20 protein-coding genes are annotated in these 20338 nt (G+C 74.4%); 9 read left to right on the top strand and 11 right to left on the bottom strand.

Annotation, left to right across the window (positions count from 1 at the left end):
- Nucleotides 1–92: 92 nt before the first annotated feature.
- The 4 genes from wsfD to AC2A1K_RS25530 all read left to right on the top strand — a co-directional run bounded on the left by wsfD (nucleotide 93) and on the right by AC2A1K_RS25530 (nucleotide 3800).
- The gene (wsfD, locus tag AC2A1K_RS25545; RefSeq protein ID WP_483899150.1) at nucleotides 93–1586 is read left to right on the top strand and encodes a glycan biosynthesis hexose transferase WsfD; all 1494 of its coding nucleotides are present in this window, start codon (nucleotides 93–95) and stop codon (nucleotides 1584–1586) included.
- Between the two features lie 9 nt (nucleotides 1587–1595).
- Nucleotides 1596–2501: an NADP-dependent oxidoreductase gene (locus AC2A1K_RS25540; RefSeq protein WP_483899149.1), complete on the top strand. Its 906-nt coding sequence runs from the start codon at nucleotides 1596–1598 to the stop codon at nucleotides 2499–2501.
- Nucleotides 2502–2766: 265 nt separating this feature from the next.
- The gene (locus AC2A1K_RS25535; RefSeq protein ID WP_483899148.1) at nucleotides 2767–3027 is read left to right on the top strand and encodes a hypothetical protein; all 261 of its coding nucleotides are present in this window, start codon (nucleotides 2767–2769) and stop codon (nucleotides 3025–3027) included.
- A gap of 146 nt (nucleotides 3028–3173) precedes the next feature.
- Nucleotides 3174–3800, top strand: coding sequence for a TetR/AcrR family transcriptional regulator (locus AC2A1K_RS25530; RefSeq protein ID WP_483899147.1), 627 nt, complete (start codon nucleotides 3174–3176; stop codon nucleotides 3798–3800).
- Here the strand turns inward: AC2A1K_RS25530 and AC2A1K_RS25525 are convergent.
- From AC2A1K_RS25525 to AC2A1K_RS25505, 5 genes are all read right to left on the bottom strand, one after another.
- Nucleotides 3797–5155 carry a uracil-xanthine permease family protein gene (locus tag AC2A1K_RS25525; RefSeq protein WP_483899146.1) on the bottom strand — a complete coding sequence of 453 codons (1359 nt, stop codon included), beginning with the start codon at nucleotides 5153–5155 and terminating at the stop codon, nucleotides 3797–3799. The two genes, AC2A1K_RS25530 and AC2A1K_RS25525, sit on opposite strands and share 4 nt — an antisense overlap.
- Nucleotides 5156–5179: 24 nt before the next feature.
- Nucleotides 5180–5749: a TetR/AcrR family transcriptional regulator gene (locus AC2A1K_RS25520; protein ID WP_483899145.1), complete on the bottom strand. Its 570-nt coding sequence runs from the start codon at nucleotides 5747–5749 to the stop codon at nucleotides 5180–5182.
- A gap of 36 nt (nucleotides 5750–5785) precedes the next feature.
- Complete coding sequence (locus tag AC2A1K_RS25515; RefSeq protein WP_483899144.1) at nucleotides 5786–5980, bottom strand: ferredoxin; 195 nt, start codon at nucleotides 5978–5980, stop codon at nucleotides 5786–5788.
- Between the two features lie 25 nt (nucleotides 5981–6005).
- Nucleotides 6006–7229: a cytochrome P450 gene (locus AC2A1K_RS25510; RefSeq protein WP_483899143.1), complete on the bottom strand. Its 1224-nt coding sequence runs from the start codon at nucleotides 7227–7229 to the stop codon at nucleotides 6006–6008.
- 106 nt (nucleotides 7230–7335) lie between these two features.
- Nucleotides 7336–8223, bottom strand: a complete 888-nt coding sequence (locus AC2A1K_RS25505) for a LysR family transcriptional regulator (RefSeq protein ID WP_483899142.1) — start codon at nucleotides 8221–8223, stop codon at nucleotides 7336–7338.
- Nucleotides 8224–8361: 138 nt separating this feature from the next.
- Between AC2A1K_RS25505 and solA the strand changes: the two genes are divergently transcribed.
- The 3 genes from solA (at nucleotide 8362) to AC2A1K_RS25490 (ending at nucleotide 11906) form a co-directional block, all read left to right on the top strand.
- Nucleotides 8362–9561 carry an N-methyl-L-tryptophan oxidase gene (gene solA, locus AC2A1K_RS25500; RefSeq protein ID WP_483899141.1) on the top strand — a complete coding sequence of 400 codons (1200 nt, stop codon included), beginning with the start codon at nucleotides 8362–8364 and terminating at the stop codon, nucleotides 9559–9561.
- Nucleotides 9554–10756, top strand: coding sequence for an aromatic ring-hydroxylating oxygenase subunit alpha (locus tag AC2A1K_RS25495; RefSeq protein WP_483899140.1), 1203 nt, complete (start codon nucleotides 9554–9556; stop codon nucleotides 10754–10756). The genes solA and AC2A1K_RS25495 overlap by 8 nt, the downstream gene beginning before the upstream one ends.
- 226 nt (nucleotides 10757–10982) lie before the next feature.
- The gene (locus tag AC2A1K_RS25490) at nucleotides 10983–11906 is read left to right on the top strand and encodes an SGNH/GDSL hydrolase family protein (RefSeq protein WP_483899139.1); all 924 of its coding nucleotides are present in this window, start codon (nucleotides 10983–10985) and stop codon (nucleotides 11904–11906) included.
- Nucleotides 11907–11915: 9 nt separating this feature from the next.
- Here the strand turns inward: AC2A1K_RS25490 and AC2A1K_RS25485 are convergent, their stop codons facing one another.
- The 6 genes from AC2A1K_RS25485 to AC2A1K_RS25460 form a co-directional block, all read right to left on the bottom strand.
- The gene (locus tag AC2A1K_RS25485; protein ID WP_483899138.1) at nucleotides 11916–12632 is read right to left on the bottom strand and encodes a PIG-L deacetylase family protein; all 717 of its coding nucleotides are present in this window, start codon (nucleotides 12630–12632) and stop codon (nucleotides 11916–11918) included.
- Between the two features lie 34 nt (nucleotides 12633–12666).
- Entirely contained in the window at nucleotides 12667–13005 is a 339-nt protein-coding gene (locus AC2A1K_RS25480) for an MmcQ/YjbR family DNA-binding protein (protein WP_483899192.1), read from the bottom strand.
- 49 nt (nucleotides 13006–13054) lie between these two features.
- Nucleotides 13055–13201, bottom strand: coding sequence for a hypothetical protein (locus AC2A1K_RS25475; RefSeq protein ID WP_337702106.1), 147 nt, complete (start codon nucleotides 13199–13201; stop codon nucleotides 13055–13057).
- Between the two features lie 40 nt (nucleotides 13202–13241).
- Nucleotides 13242–14183, bottom strand: coding sequence for a hypothetical protein (locus AC2A1K_RS25470; RefSeq protein ID WP_483899137.1), 942 nt, complete (start codon nucleotides 14181–14183; stop codon nucleotides 13242–13244).
- A gap of 276 nt (nucleotides 14184–14459) precedes the next feature.
- Nucleotides 14460–15275 carry an Fpg/Nei family DNA glycosylase gene (locus AC2A1K_RS25465; RefSeq protein WP_483899136.1) on the bottom strand — a complete coding sequence of 272 codons (816 nt, stop codon included), beginning with the start codon at nucleotides 15273–15275 and terminating at the stop codon, nucleotides 14460–14462.
- Between the two features lie 28 nt (nucleotides 15276–15303).
- On the bottom strand, nucleotides 15304–15774 hold the full coding sequence (locus AC2A1K_RS25460; protein ID WP_483899135.1) for a ribose-5-phosphate isomerase: 471 nt from the start codon (nucleotides 15772–15774) through the stop codon (nucleotides 15304–15306).
- A 185-nt stretch (nucleotides 15775–15959) separates the two neighbouring features.
- Between AC2A1K_RS25460 and AC2A1K_RS25455 the strand changes: the two genes are divergently transcribed.
- Both AC2A1K_RS25455 and AC2A1K_RS25450 read left to right on the top strand, forming a co-directional pair.
- A complete protein-coding gene (locus tag AC2A1K_RS25455) occupies nucleotides 15960–18521 on the top strand; it encodes a glutamate--cysteine ligase (protein WP_483899134.1) in 2562 nt (853 codons plus the stop codon).
- 30 nt (nucleotides 18522–18551) lie between these two features.
- A complete protein-coding gene (locus AC2A1K_RS25450) occupies nucleotides 18552–20327 on the top strand; it encodes an N-acetylglutaminylglutamine amidotransferase (protein WP_483899133.1) in 1776 nt (591 codons plus the stop codon).
- Nucleotides 20328–20338: the final 11 nt, after the last annotated feature.

The following is a 20338-nucleotide window of genomic DNA, read 5'->3' as shown; positions in this document are numbered from 1 at the left end:
CACACAGTCTGGTGGGCCGGGCACTCCTCCGTCCCCGTCCGACCGGACAGGGCCCGGAGCCGACGACCGGGGCTCGGGCATCATGGGCGCCGATGGCGACGGGCACCGCGGAGACGGCCGTGACGAGCGGGCCGCCGCGACACGAGACGCGACCCGAGCCGCGCCACCGCGCCCTGATCGGGGTCGTCGCGGGTCTCGCGGCCACCGCGCTCGTCGTGCTCGCCACCCGGCTCTTCGCCCTCGGGGTCGAGGACAACGGTGACGGCTACCGCCTCTTCTGCGGCGCCGGCCTCACGCCGCTCACGGCGGACGGGTACGCGAGCTGGCGCGGCGGCTGGACCACCGACTTCGCCGTGGGACCGCCCGCCTGCGACGAGCCGGTGCCGTCCTCGGCGCTCCTGCTGGCCCGCGCGACCACGCTCCTCACCCCGGACACGTGGTCGCCGGTCGTGCTGGGGTGGACCTACGCCCTGCTCGTCGGCCTCGTGGTCGGGCTCGGCGCCTGGGCGGCCTCCGCCGCCGGCCGTCGCCGGGCCCTGGTCGTCGCGATCCCGGCGCTCCCCCTGGCCGCCGCCACGTTCCCGCGCTTCTTCGTCTCCACCTACAGCGAGCCCGCCGGTCTGCTCGGATGTGTCACCACCGCGGTGGGCGTGGCCGCGCTGCTGGTGACCCGCCCGGAGCACCGCGCGGCGCGGGGTGTCGCGCTGGCGCTGACCGCCGTCGGCGGGCTCGTCGCCACCACGGCCAAGGTCGCCTACATCCCCGTCCTCGGCGCGGCGGTCCTCGCGTGCGCGGTCGTGGCGGTCGGCGTGCGCAGACCCCGCGTCGCCGGGCCCGTCGTCGCCCTGGTGACCGTGATGCTCGCCGTGGCCCCCGTCGTCGCCGCGCTGGAGCGCCAGGAGGAGTTCTACGCGCCGGTCAACGCCCACAACCTCGTCTTCACGACGGTGCTGCTCGAGGTGGGTCCCTCGGCGACCCCGCCCCTGGGCCTGCCGCCCGACGCCGTCGCGCTCACCGGCAACGGCTACTTCAACGGTCCCCCACGCCCCGACGGCGTCCCGTGGTGGGAGGGCGCGGTGCTCGGCCGGCCGAACGAGACGCGGTCCGCGGCGTGGCTGCTGCTCGCCGAGCACCCCGCGGCGGCCGCCCGCGCCCTGGGCGTCGGGCTCCAGGCCACCACGCTGGCGGACCTGCCCTACCTCGACGCGCTGCCCGCCCCGTCGAGCGCGCCCTCGTCGCCGGACGGGCACCCGGGCTGGTCGGGGGCGCGCCAGCCCGATCTCGCCCAGGTCCTCGCCGACACCCGCCGCCCGCCGTGGCTGCCGACCGCGCTGGTGATCGTCGCGTTCGCGGCGGCGGCGACCGCGCGGTGGCAGGGCCGCGCCGGACGCTGGTCGCTCGCCGCCGGGCTCGCCGCCGCCACCGCGCTCGGTCTCGTGATCGTCGCGGTCGCCGGGGACGGCTACTTCGAGATCTTCAAGCACGTGTGGCTCGCGGCCTACCTGCTCGCGCTCTCCGCGCTCTGCCTGCTGGGCGGGGCCACGGCGGCGCTGTTCTCCCGATGGAGGGCCCGCGCCGGGGAGTAGGAAGGACCCGTGCACGCCTACGGATTCACCCGGGCCGGCGGCCCCGACCAGCAGGTCTACCTCGACGTCCCGGTGCCCGAGCCCGGGCCCGACCAGCTCCTCGTCCGCGCCCGCGCCGCCGGCGTGAACCCGGGCGACTGGCGGCTCCGCAACGGCGAGTACGGCCACGAGGGCCCGGCCGTGCTCGGGCGCGAGGTCGCCGGCACGGTCGTCGCGGTCGGCGAGGGCGTCACGGGCTTCACCGACGGCGACGAGGTGTTCGGCGGCTGCCCCGGCATGGTCGGTGGCTGGGCCGAGCAGGCGCTGGTGACGGCGTCGTTCGCCGCGCACCGCCCGGACGGGGTCTGCGCGCGCGACGCCGCCGCCCTGCCCGTCGCCGCCGGGACCGCGTACGACGCTCTCACGGCCCTCGCGCTGCCCGCAGGCGCCACGCTGCTCGTCAACGGCGCGGGCGGAGGGGTCGGCATCCCGATGGTGCAGCTCGCGCGCACCCGGGGCCTGCACGTGATCGGAACCGCGAGCGAGGGCAAGCAGGACCTGCTCGGGGACCTGGGCGCGACCGCCGTCGTCGGGAGCCGCGACGTCGCCCACCACGTGCGCGCGGTGGCCCCGGACGGCGTCGACGGCGTGTTCGACCTCGTCGGCGGGGACGCCCTGCGCGCGGTCGCCCCGCTCGTCGAGCCGTCCCACCTGTTCTCGGTCGCCGACAAGCCCCTGGTCGCCGAGCTCGGCGGCCGCGACATCCCCCGCGACCGCAGCACGGCGGTGCTCGACGACCTCGCCGCGCGCGTCGCCGCCGGCGACCTCGACCCCTGGGTCCGCACCGTCCTGCCGTTCGCGCGGGCCGCCGACGCCCTCGCCGCGGTGGAGGACGGACACGTGCTCGGCAAGGTCGTCATCGCGATGGACGCCTGACGCCCACCCCGAGCAGGAGATGTCACCGACAGCGAACACCATTGATGACATTTCACCCGAACGTTCTAGTCATCACTCCGTCGAGCGTTCCTGAGAGCCATCTGCTCAATCTGAATACTCCGTTCGGAGGGGCGTTTACCGCCGACCGTTTGACTGAGCGAACGTTCATCGAACGGCCCCTCGATGAACTGGCGCTCAGCGTCTCGGGAGACTCCTCGGCGCCGCGATCACCGCGGTGACGACAGACCCGAAGGGAAGATCAGGCATGAAGCGACTGCAGCGGATCGCCGCGGCGACCGCCCTCGCCGGCGCGGGCACCCTCGCCCTGTCCGGCGTGGCGAGCGCGACCGAGTCCCACTCGTCGGACGGCGGGAGCGAGTCGACGCACGGCCACAGCGAGGACCGCACCGGTCTGGTGACCGGGGTCGCCCAGGGCGTCGGCGGCCTTCTCGACGGCGTCGGTGGTGCCGCCGGCAGCGTGCTGGGGAGCGACGCGGTCGGCGACGTGGTCGACGGCCTGCTCTGACCGCACGGCGTTCCGACCCATCGGGGGAGCCGGAACGCCTGCCGACGAGCAGATGGGGGGTGCGGGGCCCGGTGGCGCCGGAATCGCCACCGGGCCTCGCACGCGTCGAGTTTGCAGGACAGTTCGACCATGACGACGCTGTGGCGGTGTCCGACCCGACCCCGCCCGGCGGCATCCCCCGTTCCGGCTCACGCGCCGAGGCGAAGGAGCGCACGCACGCCGGGCTGCTCGACGCCGCGGCCACCGTGTTCGCCGAGAAGGGCTACGGCGCCGCGTCGGTCGGGGAGATCGCCCGCACGGCCGGCGTGTCCGTCGGCGCCCTCTACGCGCACTTCCCCAGCAAGCAGGACCTCTTCCTCGCCCTCATGGATCGGCGTCGCGTCGCCGAGATGGGCGCCGCCCGCGGCTACCTCGCCGACGGCCTCCCGTCCGCCCTCGAGGCCCTCGACCGGCAGGTCGTCGACACCGCCGACGACGAGCGCGCCGCCCTCCTCGGCGCCGAGGCCTGGCTCTACGCCGTGCGGGACGCCGACTTCGGCGCGGACCTCGCCGCCCACCACGAGCGTCTGCTCGGCGACCTCCTGCCGCTGATCCGCGCCGAGCGCGAGCGCCGCGGCGTCGTCTGGACGCTGCGCGACGAGGAGGTCGCGGCGGTCGTGCTCGGAGTCTTCACCGGCCTCGTGCAGCACCGCCGCCTCGCCCGCGGCACCGTTCCGGCCGATCTCTACGGCCGGGCGCTGCTCGCGCTGCTCGACGGGCTGGCCACGGACTAGGACACGTCCTCGTCGTCCCGCTGCCCCTGAGCCGGCGCCAGCCGCCGCAGCGCGTGGTAGCCGACGATCACCACGATCGAGCCCAGCGCGATCCCCGACAGCGACCCGCCGCCGGCGGTCAGCGCCACGTCACCGATGCCGATGACGATGCCCGCGGCGAGCGGCACGAGGACTTCGGGCCGGGAGAAGTCGACCTTGTTCTCCACCCAGATCCGCGCTCCGAGCAGGCCGATCATCCCGTAGAGCACGACGGTGATACCGCCGAGCACGCCGCCGGGCGTGGCCGCGACCACCGCGCCGAACTTGGGACAGAAACCGATGAGGATCGCGACGACCGCCGCCACCCAGTACGCCGCGGTCGAGTACACGCGGGTCGCGGCCATGACGCCGATGTTCTCGGCGTAGGTCGTGGTCGGCGAGCCGCCGACGCCGCCCGCCACGGCCGTCGCGATGCCGTCCGCGGCGAGCGCCCGGCCGAGGTAGGGGTCGAGGTCCTCGCGGGTCATGCTCGCGACGCCCTTGACATGCCCGGTGTTCTCGGCGATCAGCGCGATCGCCACCGGCACGATCAGCAGGATCGCCGAGGCGCTGAACGCGGGCATGTGCAGCCCGGGCAGCTCCGGCGTGCCGAGCGGCAGCCCGATCCACGGGGCGTCGCCGACCCCGGAGAGGTCGACGCGCGGGTGCGCGGAGACGACGCCCGAGGCGTCCGGACCGGTGATCGGGCCGAGCGTGGCGTCGAGCAGCAGCGAGAGCGCGAACCCGACGACGAGCCCGACGAGCACCCCGAGCCGCGACAGCATGCCCCGCCCGGCGACGGCGGTGCCCATGACGACGAGCATCGTGATCAGTGCGACGAGCTCGTCCTGCGGCCAGTAGGTGCCGGCGACGACCGGGGCCAGGTTGAAGCCGATCAGCAGCACCACCGCGCCCGTCACCGCGGGCGGCAGCACGGCGGACACGAACCGGGACCCGCCGCGGTGCACTACGAGCCCGACGGCCGCGACGACCACGCCGCACACCGCGATCGCCCCGGTGACCTCGGCGCTCGTGCCCCCGTCGGCCCGGACCGCGGCGACGACGCCGACGAACGAGGCGCTGGTCCCGAGGTAGCTCGGCACGCGCCCGCGCGTCATCAGCAGGAACAGCATCGTCGCGAGCCCGGAGAGCAGGATCGCGAGGTTCGGGTCGAGGCCCATGAGCACGGGGAACACGAACGTCGCCCCGAACATCGCCAGCACGTGCTGGGCACCGAGGCCCACCGTGCGACCCCACGACAGCCGCTCGTCGGGCCGTACGACCTCACCGGCCGCGGGCGCCCGTCCGTCGCCGTGGACCGTCCATCCCTTGAGCACGGACGCCGAGACTAGGGAGCCCGGTCACTGCCCGCGCGGTCGCATGCCGTCGAGCACCAGACCGAGGTAGCGCGGCCAGCGCCGCGCCCCGTCCGCGCGGCCCTCGGCGGTGACGACGGCCATCTGCACGACGACGAGGAGGTCCTCGGGCTCGAGGTCGCCGCGCACCACGCCGGCGCTCTGCCCGCGGCGCAGCAGGTCACCGAGCGGCTCGAGCGTGCGGTGGGCGAGCTCGGGGGTGAAGGCCCCGACCGCCTTGGCGGCGGCCAGCAGCCCGCGGCGGCGGGTGACCCCGTCCACGAGCCCCTCGAGCACGCCGGTGAGCGCCGCCCACGGGTCGTCGACGGCCGCGGCGCGGGCCAGGAGCGGCTCGACGGACTCGGCGACGTAGTCGTCGAGCACGGCGGCGACCAGCTCGTCGCGCCCCGCGAAGCGGCGGTAGAGCGTCGAGGGTGCCACCCCGGCACGCCGGGCGACCTCCTCGAGCGCCACATCCGGCCCGTCGGCCTCGAGCGCGGCCCGCGCCGCGGCGAGGATCGCGGCGTGGTTGCGGGCGGCATCCGCGCGCAGGGGTCGATCCGGTGGCGCGGACATCGCCGTCACCTTAACCGGCGGTGCACGACCGGACGCTCAGTCGTCGACCAGCGAGAGCGCCCCGGACGGGCACTGGGCGACGGCGTTGCGGACCTCGGACACCTGGTCGGGTCCCGGGTGGTCCTCGAGCACCTCGACCAGGGCGTCGTCGTCCTGGTCGAAGACGTCCTCGGCGGCGAGCACGCAGTTGCCGGCGCCGATGCACAGGTCGCGGTCGGCCTGGATCTTCATGGTGATTCTCCCTCGGTGGTGGTGGTCACCAGGTCACGGGCAGCGCGCGCAGCCCGTGCACCACGGTGGCCGAGCGGAACTCGACCTCGTCGAACGGAATGGCCAGTGCGAGCCCCGGGAACCGTCGCAGCAGTGCGGGGAACGCCACCGCCATCTCGGCGCGGGCGAGCGGCGCGCCGAGGCAATGGTGCACCCCGTGGCCGAAGGCGACGTGCGGGGCGATCGCGCGGGTGACGTCCAGGTCGTCGGGGTGGTCGGTGGTCGCCGGGTCGCGGTTGGCGGCGGGCAGCGACAGGACGAGCAGCTCACCGGCCGCGACCGGGCGCCCGCCGACCGTCGTGTCGTGACGGACCAGCCGCGGCACCCCGGAGTGCACGACCGACAGGTAGCGCAGCAGCTCCTCGACCGCGGGGGCGACGGTGCCGGGCTCGTCGCGCACGTGCGCGAGCTGGTCGGGCGCGCGCAGCAGCGCGAGCGTGCCGAGGCCCAGCATGTTCGCCGTGGTCTCGTGGCCCGCGATGAGCAGCAGGGACGCGATCCCGATGAGCTCGTTGCGGGCGAGGTCGTCGCCGTGCTCACGGATCAGCATCCCGAGCATGTCGTCGCCGGGCGCCGACCGGGCGCGGTCGACCAGCTCGCCCATGTAGGCGCGGGACTCGGCGGCGACGCGGCCGCGCTCCTCGAGGGTGCGGCTGAGGTCGATCTGGCGGGTGGAGCGGCTCTGGAACTCGTCGCGGTCCGCGTACGGGACCCCGAGCAGCTCGCAGATGACGAGGCTCGGCACCGGCAGGGCGAAGGCGCTGACCAGGTCGGCGTACGGCCTCCGGCGCGTCGGCTCCGCTCCGCTTCGTGCCGCCCGGCGGCCCGCGGCCGCCATGGCGTCGAGGTGGTCGTCGACGATCTCGGCGATGCGCGGCTCGAGGCGGCGGATCCGCTTGACCGTGAACTCGCCGGTGAGCAGGCGGCGCAGCCGGGTGTGCTCGGGCGGGTCGGACGCGAGCAGGTTGCCGGCGCGGGGGTCCTCCTCCTGCTCGCCGTCGGGGGTGGGCAGCGGCGGCAGCCCGGTGTTGGAGAACCGCTCGGCGTCGCCGAGCACCTCGCGCACGTCGGCGTAGCGGGTCACGAGCCGGGCAGCGGTGCCGATGGCCGTCCGGATCGTCGGGAAGTCGTCCTCGTCGCGCGCCGCCTGCGTCTCCGGGACCGGGGCGAACCGGTCGCGCTGCATGTGGCGGGGAATGGTGGTGGGCATCGTCGCTCCCGAGGTCGGTTGCCGACGACGGTACTCGAACTGGGAGTAAACTTCCGTTTAGGCGACCCATGTGCGTACTTTCCGGGCCCATGGGCCCGGAAAGTACTCACGTACCCAGGGCGCGGGCCGTGTCGACGAAGTGGGCGACGGCGGGTGAGCGGTCGTTGCGGCGCCAGGCCACCTGCAGCGCGACCATCGGCACGTCGCCCGAGAGCGGACGGAACACCACGCCCGGCGGGCGCAGGTTCGCGTAGTACGCCGGCTGCAGCGACACCCCGAGCCCCGCGGCGACGAGGCCGAGCTGGGTCTCGATGTCCGCGCCCTCGGCCACGATGTCGGGGCTGAAGCCGTGCTCGCGGCAGTAGCTGGTGATGATGTCGAAGAACGCCATGCCCAGCGGCCGGGGCCAGAGCACGAACGATTCGTCGGCGAGCGCCTCGGGCTCGATCTCGTCGCGGTTCGCCAGCGGGTGATCCAGCGGCAGCGCGGCGAGCAGTGGCTCGGAGACGAGGTGCTCGACGGCCACGGTCGCCGTCGGCGGCGCCGCCCGCACCAGGCCGACGTCGAGCCGCCCGTCGGCGATCGCCACGATCTGTGCGGCGGTGTCCTGCTGGGAGACCTCGAGCTGCAGGTCGGGGAACGACGCCCGCATCGAGCGCAGGATGCGCGGAGTGATCGACGCGAGCGCCGTGCCGACCGATCCCACGACGAGCAGGCCCACCGCCCCGTTCGACGCCTGGGTCACCAACGACTGCGCGCGCTCGGCCTCGAACAGCACGCGCGGCGCCGCGTCCAGCAGCACGCGCCCGGCGGGCGTGAGCTCCGTGGCGCGGCTCGAGCGGTCGAACAGCGCCGCGCCGAGGGTCTTCTCCAGCGCCCGGATCTGCTGCGAGAGCGCCGGCTGGCTGACGTGCAGCCGCTTGGCCGCGCGGCTGAAGTGCAGCTCGGAGGCCACGGTGAGGAACACGCGCAGCTGCCTCAGCTCGACGTCCATGAACCGATCCTGCCCGCAGGCGACTCATAAGTCCGGCCTGATGAGACCAGTGGCAGGGCGGATCGCAGATCCGCTCCACACGAGCGGGTGAGCGGCGAGGGTGGAGACACATCCGAGAACCCACCCGGAGTGATCACCGTGCCTCGCACACGCCCCCGATCCGATCTGCGCCACGTCGTCGTCGGCTGCGGAGGCCTCGGCTCCGCCGCGGCCTACTGGCTCTCCCGCGCGGTCGGCGGCCGCGTCCTCGCCCTCGAGCGCCACGGCCTCGGCCACGACCACGGCGCCAGCCAGGACCACTCACGCATCATCCGCTACGCCCAGCACCAGGACGCCTACGCCGCCCTCGCCCACGACGCCTACGCGACGTGGCGCGACGTCGAGCGGGTCTCCGGACAGACGCTGGTCACCGAGACCGGTGGCCTGATCATCGAGGACGTCGAGGCCCGCCAGGGCCTGACCACCGGCGGGCGCGACATCGGCGGCTACGCCGCGGTGGCCGACCGCAACGACGTCGACTTCGAGCTCCTCGACGCCCGCGCGGTGCAGCGCCGCTGGCCGCAGTTCCGTCTCGCGGGCACCGAGGAGGCGATGTACCAGCGCCGCACCGGCATCGTCGACGCCGCCCGCGCCAACGCCACGCACCTCGCGCTCGCCCGGGGGCACGGCGCGGAGATCCGCGAGCACAGCCCCGTGCGCGCCCTGCGCCCGACCGCGAACCACGTCGAGGTCGTCCTCGACGACGAGGTCATCCGCGCCGAGCGCGTGATCGTCGCTGCGGACGCGCGCACCAACGAGGTGCTCGACGGGCTGTACGAGGTCCCGCTCACGGTCACCCAGGAGCAGGTCACCTACTACGCGACGCCGAACCTGCTCGACTTCTCGCCGTCCCGGTTCCCGGTGTTCATGTGGCACGGCGCGGACAACTTCTACGGTTTCCCCGTGTACGGCGAGGTCGCCACGAAGCTCGGGCAGCACATGGGCGGTCACGAGGTCACCGCCGACAGCCGCACCTACGAGCCGGACCCGCTGCGCCGCAAGCGCCAGGAGGAGTTCCTCGCCGAGCACGTTCCCGGCTTCCTCGGCCCGGAGCTCTACACGAAGACCTGCCTCTACACGATCCCGCCCGACCAGCACTACGTGATCGACACCGTGCCCGGCGAGCCGCGCGTGGCCGTCGGCGTCGGGGCCGGGCACGCGTTCAAGTTCGCCTCGCTGATCGGGCGCATCCTCGCCGAGCTCGCCACCACCGGGTCGAGCAGGCACCCGATCGGCACGTTCGCGCTCGACCGCCCGGCCCTGACCGACCCGAGCTGGGGGCGCGCCTTCCATGTCTGATCTGGTCGACCGCTCCCCCGGCTGGTCCCTGCCGCAGGCGGCCTACACCGACCCGGACGTCTTCGCCGCCGACCTCGACCACGTCTTCGCCGCGCACTGGCTGTTCGCCGGGCACACCGCCGAGCTCGACGAGCCCGGCCGTTACCTCACCGTCGACGTCGGACGCGACCGCGTGATCGTCGTCCGCGGCGAGGGCGGCGCCCTGCACGCCCACCACGACGTCTGCGCCCACCGCGGGTCGCGCGTCGCTCCCGAGAAGCGCGGGCAGGTCAAGGCGTTCGTGTGCCCGTACCACCAGTGGGTCTACGCGCTCGACGGCTCGCTGCGCTCGGCGCGGCTCATGGGCGACTGCTTCGCGACGAAGGCGTTCCGGCTCGCCCCGGTCGCGGTGCGCGAGACCGCAGGGCTGGTGTTCATCTGCCTCGCCGGAGGAGTCGATGGGGAGCCGCCGGCCTTCGAGCCCTTCGCCGACGCCCTCGAGCCCCGTCTCGGCCCGCACGGGCTCGCCGACGCGCGGATCGCGGTGCGCGAGCACTACCGCGTCGCGGCGAACTGGAAGACGCTCGTCGAGAACAACCGCGAGTGCTACCACTGCGCCGGCAGCCACCCCGAGTTCTCGCTGTCGAACTTCGACATCGGCGTCAACGGCGACGTGCGCACCAACCCGCGCTACGAGCGCGCGCTCGCCACGGCCCGCGCGCACTGGTCCGCCCAGGGCCTGCCGGCCCAGGACGTCAACTTCCCCGGCGGCGCCCCCTACCGCGTCGCGCGCCTGCCCCTGCGCGACGGCTTCCTGTCCGAGACCCTCGACGGCCGCCCGCTCGCCCCGCCGATGGGCTCGCTCTCGGACCCGGACGTCGGGAGCCTGCGCGTGATCTCGCTGCCGAACATGTGGGCGCACGCCAACGCGGACTACGCGGTGACGACCCGCCTGACCCCGATCGACGCGGGCACCACCGACGTCGAGCTCTGCTTCCTCGTCGCCCGTGACGTCACCGTCGACGAGGAGGCCCTCGCCGCGGTGTGGCGCGCGACCTCGGAGCAGGACTGGGAGCTGTGCGAGAAGAACTACGCCGGCGTCGCGTCGCGGGGCTACCGCCCGGGCCCGCTGTCCCCGGTCGTCGAGGCGTCGGTGGAGCTCTTCCTCGACTGGTACACCGCCGCCCTCACCACCTCCTGCTCCGCGGCCGCCTGACGCACGGGGTGTGTCGGCCCGGCGGCCACCTGCGGCACGAAGCGCAGCGAGAGCCGCCGCGCCGGAGGCGGACGACCGCGTCGAACGTCGGGAATCCCCACGATCACTCCACCCGTGTGGGTGGTCGAACCCCCTCGATGGCGTGACACCACCCCCTCGTGTGGCTGTCGAGACCGACACTGACCGCCGTCGGACGGCGTGATCATTGCGGAGATCGGGGGCGGGGATGGGCTGTCGATCGGTGGTGGCGACGGCGCTCGTGACGGCGGCGCTGGTCCTGGGCTCGGTGCCGGCCGTGGCGGCCGTCGGCGCCGGGAGCCCCGGCAGCGGCGGCGACGGCAACCGGCGGGTCGTGCTCGGCGATTCCTGGGCGGCGGGCACCGCGGCCGGCGACATCGAGCCCGGGTCCGGCCCCTGTCGGCGCAGCACGCTCGCCTACCCCGCGCTGCTCGCCCGCGCCGCCGGCGAGGCGGCCTGGACGTCGCGGGCGTGCGCGTCGGCGTCCGGCGGCGGGAACGGGCAGTTCACCTCGCTGTCGGACGCGACCGAGGTCGTCACCGCGACCGTCGGTGCCGACGCCACCGGGCTCGGCGCCCTCGGCGCGGCGTGCTCGAGCGCGGGCACGCCGGCCCGCTGCGACGAGGCCGCGGGCCGCTTCGACCGCGCGCTGCACGCGCTGCCGGGGTCGTTGGATCCCGCGCTCGCCGACATCCGCCGCCGCGCCCCGCGTGCCGCGGTGACCTTCACCGGCTATCCCCTCCTCGCCGAGGGCAAGGCCTGCCCGGCCGGGGCCGCGGACACCGCGCGGGCGGCCCGTCTCGACGACGCCGTGAACCGCCTCGACACGGTGCTCGCCGAACGCGTCGCCGCGGCGGGGATGCGTTTCGTCGACGCCCGCCCCGCGTTCGCGGGCCACGGTGTCTGCGGACAGGCGCCGTGGCTCACGCCGCTGACCGAGGGCGAGGCGCTCCTCGCCGGCGGCCCGAACGCCGAGGGTCACGCGATGGGCGTCCTGCCGGCGCTCGCCGCGGCCACGGCCACCCCCGCGCCGGCCCCGATCGCCACGACGCCGACCACCCCGACGGCACCCGCGACCACCCCCGCGCCGCCCGCCGACGGGCGCGCGGCGCCGGGGCTCTTCCCGGGCTGAGACCGGTCCTCAGCCGAACACCTCGAAGCGCACCCGCGCCCGGCCGTCCTCGTCGCCCGTGCTCATGAGGACGACCTCGCGGGCCTGCTCGGCGACCGGGCGCGGGTCGAGCGCCGCGAGGTAGGCCCGGTGCTCGGAGAGCGACGCGATCGCCGCGTCCCGGTACCCGGTCACGTCCAGCTCGTGCGTCGGCTGCGTCGACCCCGCGACCGCGACGTGCTTCACGCCGTCCCAGGGCTCGAAGCCCTCCTCCACGAGTTCCGGGAAGATCCACCGGTTGCCGGCGTCGCCGGCCGCGTCGATGGTCGCCCGGCCGACGGCCCGGTGGTCGGCGCTGTTCCACGCCCCGGGCCCGAACGTCTCGTGATGGCTGTTGACCACGACGAGCTCCGGGCGCGCGCGGCGGATCTCGCGCGCGAGGTCACGGCGCAGCTCGATCCCCTCGACGACGACGCCGTCGCGGTGATCGAGGAAGCGCACGTCGTGCACGCCGACCGCGGCGGCGCTCGCCCGTTCCTCCTGCTCACGCACGGCGGCCGCCTCGTCGGGCGGCGTGGTGGCGATCCCGGCCTCGCCGCGGGTCACGAGGACGTAGGACACCTCGCGCCCGGACGCCGTCCACGACGCGACCGCGGCGGCCGTGCCGTACTCGAGGTCGTCGGGGTGCGCGGCGACGGCCAGGACTCGCGCGAAGTCGTCGGGCAGGGCCGGCAGGTCGGTGCTCATGACGACCAGGGTGAAACCTGGAGCAATGTCGAGGTCAAGCACCCTCGTCGAGACGCGCCGAGAGCCGCTTCGGTGCGACGACCCGGTAGGCGTCGGTGACGACCTCGCGGACCTCGTCCCAGTCCGGCCCCTCGGGCTCGACGTCGAGGCGCATCCCGAGCCACCCGCGGTGCCCCACGTACGGCGGGACGAAGAACCGCGAGGGCTCGGCGGTGACCATCTCCTCCTGCGCCCCCTCGGGCGCGGCCACCCACATCGCGAGGTGCTCGTCGCCGTGGTGGTGGCCCACACAGCTCACGAACATCTTGCGCACGAACCACGAGGGCGACCCGTGGCTGATCTTCTCGGTGGTCTCGGGCAACGCGAGGCACATCTGGCGCAGGCGCTCGATCAGTTCCTGCGGGTCCACCCCGGCATCCTGCCTACAGGGCCAGCGCGCTCACCAGGGTGGCGATGACGAACACCGCCAGGACGATCAGGGTGACCACCCGGATCCAGGGCCGGTGCGTGGTCACCCCGGGCTCGGAGGCGCCCTCGGTGGGGTCGGTGCGCTCGGCGGGCTCGGTCATCTCGTTCCTCACGGACGGGACGGATCGGACAGCACCGAGGCTACCGACCGACGTGACCGACGCTCGCGTGCCGGCCCGAGTTCGGCCCCGGGGTGCCCCGGCGGGCGGCGACGGGGTCCTCGACGTCGGCGCGGTGGCGGGGCGCCTTCGGCGCCTCGGTCTCCGCGGCGTGGCGTCGTCCGGTGGAGCGCGGCGCGTGCCCGGACGTCCGGGCGCCCGCGGTCGGCAGTGGTCCGGAGATCAGCGAAGGGGCGCGCGGCGCCGGGGCGAGGTCGACGGGTGGTCCGAGCGCCGGGAGCGGCGTGGACGGGTCGAGCGGATCCGGCCGGGCGCTGCCGAAGGACAGCGAGGAGCCGGCACCGGCCAGCATGGTCGTCGCCGGCACCCCGGCGGCCGGGCGGGGTCGGGGCTGCGCGCGGGCGGGCTTCGGCGCCGCGGCGGCCGGGCGGATGGCCACCGTGGTGGGCTCGGGAACGGGAACGGGCTCGCGAACACGCTCGGGGGCGGGCACCGGGCGCTCGGGACGGCGGACGCGGGTCGCCACCCGCGGGGACTCGGCGGGGGCGGGACGGCGGGTGTCGGCGGCACCGCTTCGCGACGGCGCCGGGCGCCGGACCGCCTCGGTCCGCGCGGCGGCGGGACGCACCGCCTCCGTGCGCGCGGCAAGTGGCACCTCCTCCGTCCGGGGCGTGGCCTCCCGCTCCGGTACGGCCCCCGCGGGAACCGCCGACGACTTCGCCCGCCGCGGTCGGGGCCGGGCCGGGCGGACGGGCACCGGGACGACCTCCTCGACCGGCGCGGCGGGCACCGGCGCCGGTGCGGGCCGGCGGCGCTCGCGCAGGCGCTGCGCCACGGCCGACAGGAGATAGCCGAAACCGACGAGACCCCAGAACGCCACGAGCGCGATCTGGATCACGGTCGGGGGGTCGCTCAGCATCGCCACCTGCACGCCCGCGACCGCGAGGCCGGCGAGCCCGAGCACGAGTGCGAACCGTGAGCGAGTGGTCAGCTGCCACCGCCAACGCTTCTGGGTCTCCCGTGTCGAGGGTCGAGCTCCGCTGCGCTGCGTCTCCCGTGCCGATCGTCGAGCTCCGCTGCGCTGCGTCTCCCGTGCCACGCACACCTCCCACACCGGACCCGAGGACCCGGACAGAACGGACTCACTCGGAGACGTTACGTGACCGGTTCCCCCGTTCGGGATCGGCCATACGTCATCCCCTCGGGTGACGCATCGGTGCCGAGCACCGAAACGTAACGGTCAGGTCGCGGCCTGGCAGCGGGCGCACCAGAACAGATTGCGGCTCGCGTGCGTCCGTTTGCTGATCTCCGTGCTGCACACGCGACACGCCTGGCCCGTCCGGCGGTACACGTACACCTCGCGGCCACAGCTGGGTCGGTGCGGTTGGTCGTGCTCGTGATCACAGGACCGGTGCTCGTACCGGACGGTGTCGATCGCACCGCGGCGGACGCCGTCGGCGAGCAGGTCGACGAGGTCCGCCCACACCGCCTCCCATCGCTCCCGGCCGAGCTCGCGACCCGGAAGCAGCGGATCGAGACCGTGCCGGAAGAGCACCTCGGCGCGATAGACGTTCCCGACCCCGGCGACCACCGACTGGTCCATCAGCAACGTCGCCAGCGGCGCGCGGGAGCGCGAGATACGCGCCCACGCCGTCTCCGGATCGGTGTCGCGCCGCAGCGGGTCGGCGCCGAGCCGCGAGCGCAGGCCCTCGACCTCGCCCTCGGTGAGCACCTCGCAGGCGATCGGCCCGCGCAGGTCGGCCCAGTGCGTCGGGCCGACCATGCGCATCCGGACCTGGCCGCGCGGGGGCGTCTCGTCCCCGGTGTGCATCGTGAACGTCCCGTACAGCCCGAGGTGGACGTGCACGACGAGGTCGTCGGCGTAGACGTGGAAGAGGTGCTTGCCGTGGGCGTCGGCGCGCTGCAGCACCTGCCCGTCGACCAGCGCGGCGTCCTGGGCGAACCGGCCCTGCGGGGACGACACGGCCACCTCGCGCCCCACGAACCCTCGGGTGTGGGTCCGCACGAGGCGGCGGATCGTGTGGCCTTCGGGCACGCGCCCGCCTACCCCGCGCGGGAGCCGGTCACTCCTCGGGCAGAGCCGGGGGCACGCCGGTCTGCTCGTAGGCGCTCAGCATGTCGATGCGGCGCTGGTGACGTCCGCCCTCGAACGCGGTCGCGAGGAAGGCGTTCACGATCTCGGTGGCCTGCTCGTCGGTGTGCATCCGAGCGCCGACGGCCACGACCTGCGCGTTGTTGTGCTTGCGCGCGAGCTGCGCGGTCTCGACGCTCCACGCGAGCGCGGCGCGGCAGCCCGGCACCTTGTTGGCCGCGATCTGCTCGCCGTTGCCCGAGCCGCCGATGACGATGCCGAGGCTGCCCTCGGCCGACACGGTGCGCAGGCCGGTCTGAACGCAGAACGGCGGGTAGTCGTCGTTGGGGTCGAGCTCGGCGGGACCGACGTCCACGACGTCGTGGCCGGCCTTGGCCAGCTCGCGGAGCAGATGGGCCTTGAGCTCGAACCCGGCATGGTCCGATCCGACGAAGACGCGCACCGGCGCAGTGTGTCAGGGAGACCATGCCCCGCGGAGGTCGACCACGGGGCAGGGACACGCAGCGACTGGGGGGCACGCCGAGAGGGGCGCTGGACCTGGGACGACGGTGTGAAACCCGACGCGGCGAGGCCCACGATCGGGACCTGGGAAACATCCTCGTGACACGCCACGCCTAGTTTGACGACATGTCACTGACGCCGGCCCGCGAGGTCGTCATGGGGGTGGAGGAGGAGTTCCACCTCGTCGACCTCGAGACGCGCTCGGCGGTGCCGCGGGTGCCCGAGCTGCTCGACGAGCTGCAGACTCTCGACGGCGAGGCGTTCGCCGCCGAGCTCAAGCCGTCGATCATCGAGACGAACTCGCGGCCCACCGCGGACCTCGCCGACCTGCGCACCGACCTGGTGCGGCTGCGCGGGATGCTCGCGAACATCGCCGACTCGCACGGCCTCGGCGTCGTCGGCGCCGGCAGCGTCCCCCTGATCGACGGCTCCGCCGAGGGCATCACACCGTCGCCGCGCTACGAGCGGATGCGTGACGAGTACCAGATGCTCGCGTTCGAGCAGCAGATCTGCGGCACCCAGGTGCACGTCGACGTCCCCGACCGCGACGCGGCGATCGCCGTCATGCAGCACAGCGGCCCGTGGCTGCCGGTGCTGCTCGCGCTCTCGGCGAGCTCGCCGTTCTGGAAGAGCGAGGACACCGGTTACGCGAGCAGCCGCACGCTGGCCTGGCACCGCTGGCCGACCGCCGGTCCCCCGGCGCCGCTGACCGACGCCGCCGACTACGACGGGCTCATCGCCGATCTGCTCGCCTCCGGGACGATGTCCGACCCCGGCATGGTCTATTTCGACATGCGTCCCTCGGCGCACCAGAACACCGTCGAGGTCCGCATCTGCGACGCCAGCCCGAGCGTCGACGGCGTGGTGCTCATCGCGGGCCTGTCGCGGGCGCTCGTGCGTCACGGGGTGCGCGCCCACCTCGAGGGCCGCCCGAAGCCTCGCTACCGCCCCGAGCTGCTGCGCGCGGCGAGCTGGCGGGCGGCGCGCTCGGGCCTCGAGGGCGACCTCGTCGACGTCCCGGGCCGCGAGCTCGTGCCACCGTCGCGCGCGGTGCGGCTCATGCTCTCCCACCTCGCCGACGACCTCGACGAGGCCGGGGACCGCGCCGTCGTCGAGGAGCTGGCGCTCGAGGCGCTGGCCCGCGGCAGCTCGGCGGCCCGCCAGCGCCAGCGCGCCAACCGCAGCGGCGGACTCGAGGCCGTCGTGGACATGCTCGTCGCCGAGACCCGCGGCGCCCCGGACTCGCCGGTCGACGCCCCGGTGTCCGACACCGTCGCCCCGATCATGCTGGCGGACTACCGCCCGCCCGGCTTCGACGAGGCCGTCTCCGAGGACGGCACGGTGCGCCCGGCGTACTCGTGGCTGGTCTCCACGCTCGAGCGGATCGGGCCGTCCGGCCTGCTCGTGCACGAGAAGAGCCGCGACGCCGAGCAGCGCGCCCGCGGCATGTTCTTCCCGCAGGGCGACGACGCCGAGCGCCTGTTCCCCCTCGACCTGGTGCCCCGCCTCATCACCCCCGGCGAGTGGGCAACCCTGTCCGAGGGGCTGATCCAGCGCGCCCGCACCTGCGAGGCCCTGCTGCAGGACCTCCACGGGGAACGCGCCTGCCTGCACGACGGCGTCCTGCCCGAGGCCGCCCTGCGCTGGGTCCCGGCGCCGCACGAGGCCGCCATGAACCTGGCCCCGGGCGCCGTGCGCGCTCTGGTCAGCGGCCTGGACCTCGTGTGCGACGCCGAGGGCGGGTGGAAGGTGCTCGAGGACAACCTGCGCATCCCCTCGGGCATCGGCTTCGCGATGGCCGACCGGCGCGTGGTGCGCAGCGTCCTGCCCGAGCTGCAGGCCCCCGACGGCGTGCTCGACGCCGACGAGGGCCCGGCGCTGCTGCGCGAGGCGCTGCTGGCGTGCGCCCCGCCGGCGGCCGGGCACGACCCGGTGCTCGCCGTCGTCACCGAGGGCGTGAGCGACTCCGCGTACTTCGAGCACCGCATGCTCGCCGAGGAGATGAGCGTGCCGTTGCTCACGCCCGGCGAGCTCCGCGCGGCCGCCGGGATGATCACGATCGCGGCCACCGGCCGGCCCGTCGACGTCCTCTACCGGCGCATCGACGAGGAGGTCCTCTTCACCGCCGGCGACGCGTCGGGCGTCCGGCTCGGCGACCCCGTCCAGGAGGCCGTCCGCACGGGCCGGCTGACGCTCGCCAACGCGCCGGGCAACGGCCTGGTCGACGACAAGGGCGTCTACCCCTTCATCGCTGCGCTCACCGAGTACTACCTCGGCGAGAAGGCAACCCTCGCGGCCGTCCCGACCTGGTCGTGCGCGGATCCCGAGCAGCGCGACCACGTCCTCGCGCACCTCGACCAGCTCGTGCTCAAGCCCGTCGACGGCTTCGGCGGGCAGGGCATCGTCATCGGCCCCCACGCGGACGCCGCGGAGCTCGAGCAGGCGGCCGCCGCGGTGCGGGCGGACCCCCCGGGCTTCGTCGCGCAGGAGACGATCCGGATCTCCACGCACCCCACGTTCACCGGCGCGGCGCTGGAGCCGCGCGTGGTCGACCTGCGGGCGTTCGTCGTCCTCGCCCCGACCCCGACGGTCCTGCCGACGCCGCTGACACGAGTCGCGCCCGCCGACTCGCTCGTGGTCAACTCGTCGCGCGGCGGGGGCTCGAAGGACACCTGGATCCTGCGCTGAGAGCGCGGATCACGACCGAGGAGGCCACACGTGTGCGGCATCGCCGGTGAGTTCCGCTTCGACGGCCGTGCGGCCGAGGTCGCGACGGTGCTCGACATGGCCCAGGTCCTCGAGCCCCGCGGGCCCGACGGCTGGGGCGTGGTCGGGCACGGGCCGCTGGCCCTCGCCCACCAGCGTCTCAAGATCATCGACCTGTCCGAGGCCGGCGCCCAGCCGATGGTCGACTCCGACCTCGCCCTCACCGCCGTCTTCAACGGGATCATCTACAACTACAAGGAGCTCCGCGAGGAGCTGCACGCGCAGGGCTACCGGTTCTTCTCCACCTCGGACACCGAGGTGGTGCTCAAGGCCTTCCACCGCTGGGGCAAGGCCTGCGTCGAGCACTTCAAGGGCATGTTCGCCTTCGCGGTGTCCGACCGGCGCACCGGCGAGCTCGTGCTCGGCCGCGACCGGCTGGGGATCAAGCCGCTCTACGTCGCCCAGGTCCCCGGCGCGCTGCGCTTCGCGTCCTCGCTGCCCGCCCTGCTCGCGGGCGGCGGGCTGAACACCGACGTCGACCGCATCGCCCTGCACCACTACATGAGCTTCCACTCGGTGGTCCCGGCGCCGCGCACGATCCTGCAGGGGGTCCGCAAGCTCCCGCCGGCGACGGTCCGCACGGTCTCCCCGGACGGCGGCACCGACGACTGGGTCTACTGGGAGCCGACGTTCACCCGCAACGGTGAGCGCTCGGAGCAGGAGTGGGCCGAGACCGCGCTGTCGTCGCTGCGCACCGCGGTCGAGCGCCGCATGGTGGCCGACGTGCCCGTGGGCGTGCTGCTCTCGGGCGGCATCGACTCGTCGATCGTCGTGGCGCTGCTCGCCGAGATGGGCCAGTCCGACCTCAAGACCTTCTCGATCGGCTTCGAGTCCGAGGCCGGTGAGACCGGTGACGAGTTCGACTACTCCGACCTCGTCGCGGCGACCTACGGCACCGATCACGTGAAGTTCGCGGTCCCCAAGCACGAGACCGACGACGCGCTGGAGGGCGCGGTGGCGGCGATGGCCGAGCCGATGGTCAGCCACGACGTGGTCGCCTTCTACCTGCTCTCCCGCGAGGTCTCGAAGTCGATCAAGGTCGTGCAGTCCGGGCAGGGTGCCGACGAGATCCTCGGCGGCTACGACTGGTACCCGCCGCTGGCCGGGGTACCGCGCGACGGGGCCGTCGACGCCTACCAGAAGGCGTTCTTCGACCGCCCGCACAGCGAGGTCGCCCAGCTCCTCACCCCCGAGGCCCTGGTCGACGACGACGTCAGCCGCGCGTTCGTCGCCGAGCACTTCGGGCGGCCCGGGGCCGACTCGGCGGTCGACGCCGCCCTGCGCCTCGACACCACGATCATGCTCGTGGACGACCCCGTGAAGCGCGTCGACAACATGACGATGGCCTGGGGCCTCGAGGCACGCGTGCCGTTCCTCGACCACGACTTCGTCGAGACGATGGGCGCCTGTCCGCCCGAGCTCAAACTGGCCGACGGCGGCAAGGGCGTGCTCAAGGCCGCCGCCCGCGGGGTGCTCCCCGACGAGATCATCGACCGGAAGAAGGGCTACTTCCCGGTGCCGGCGATCCGCCAGCTCTCGGGGCCGGTGCTCGAGCGCGTGCGCGGGGCGCTCACCGACCCCGCCGCCACGTCGCGCGGGCTCTTCCGCGCCGACGCCGTCGCGACCATGCTCGACGACCCGAATTCCGGGCGCACGAACCTCGGCGCCAACGCCCTGTGGCAGGTCGCCCTGCTCGAGATGTGGCTGCAGGCGCACGGCATCACGTAGGTACGGTGCGG

This window comes from Actinomycetospora sp. 2LY8.5 (assembly GCF_057180585.1).
Note: the sequence above shows the minus strand (reverse complement) of the source record. Positions and strands in the feature narration are given on the sequence as shown.